Here is a 1,095-nt window from a genome sequence, read left to right as displayed (position 1 = left end):
CCTGCAACGCCCGCTGGAGGTTGCCTTCGAGGATTGCAGCGGCCTGCCCGAGGCCGAGCAGGAAGCCCGCCTGCGCGAGGAGGCGCAGCGCGAGTCGTTGCAGCCGTTCGACCTGTGCGAGGGGCCGTTGCTGCGGGTCCGCCTGATCCGCCTGGGCGAGGAGCGGCATGTGCTGCTGTTGACCCTGCATCACATCGTATCCGACGGCTGGTCGATGAACGTGCTGATCGAAGAATTCAGCCGTTTCTACAGTGCCTATGCGACTGGCGCGGAGCCCGGCCTGCCGGTCTTGCCGATCCAGTACGCCGATTACGCCCTGTGGCAGCGCAGCTGGCTGGAGGCCGGTGAGCAGGAGCGCCAGCTGGAGTACTGGCGCGGCAAGCTCGGCGAGCGGCATCCGGTCCTGGAGTTGCCGACCGACCACCCGCGTCCGGCGGTTCCCAGCTACCGTGGCAGCCGTTACGAGTTCAGCATCGAGCCGGCCCTGGCCGAGGCCCTGCGCGGCACCGCCCGACGCCAGGGGCTGACCCTGTTCATGCTGTTGCTCGGCGGCTTCAATATCCTCCTGCAACGCTATAGCGGGCAGACCGACCTACGGGTCGGCGTCCCCATCGCCAACCGCAACCGCGCCGAGGTGGAAGGGCTGATCGGCCTGTTCGTCAACACCCAGGTGCTGCGCTCGGTATTCGACGGCCGCACGTCGGTGGCGACCCTGCTGGCCGGGCTCAAGGACACCGTGCTTGGCGCCCAGGCCCATCAGGATCTGCCGTTCGAACGCCTGGTCGAGGCGTTCAAGGTCGAGCGCAGCCTGAGCCACAGCCCGCTGTTCCAGGTGATGTACAACCACCAGCCGCTGGTGGCCGACATCGAGGCGCTGGACAGCGTGGCCGGCCTGAGCTTCGGCCAGCTCGACTGGAAGAGCCGTACCACCCAGTTCGACCTGAGCCTGGATACCTACGAGAAGGGCGGCCGCCTGTACGCCGCGCTGACCTACGCGACCGACCTGTTCGAGGCGCGGACCGTCGAGCGCATGGCGCGGCATTGGCAGAACCTGCTGCGCGGCATGCTGGAAAACCCGCAGGCCAGCGTCGACTC

At 67.9% G+C, this 1,095-nt stretch carries 1 protein-coding gene; it reads left to right on the top strand.

Annotated elements, in window-relative coordinates; translation table 11 throughout:
• A partial coding sequence (locus FFS27_RS33045) for a condensation domain-containing protein (RefSeq protein WP_137952575.1) occupies window positions 1-1,095 on the top strand: 1,095 nt, incomplete at both ends.

Source organism: Pseudomonas sp. 2VD, from assembly GCF_005503585.1.
In the GTDB taxonomy this organism is placed as follows: Bacteria; Pseudomonadota; Gammaproteobacteria; order Pseudomonadales; family Pseudomonadaceae; genus Pseudomonas; species Pseudomonas aeruginosa.
This window is presented reverse-complemented; position numbering and strand designations above follow the sequence as displayed.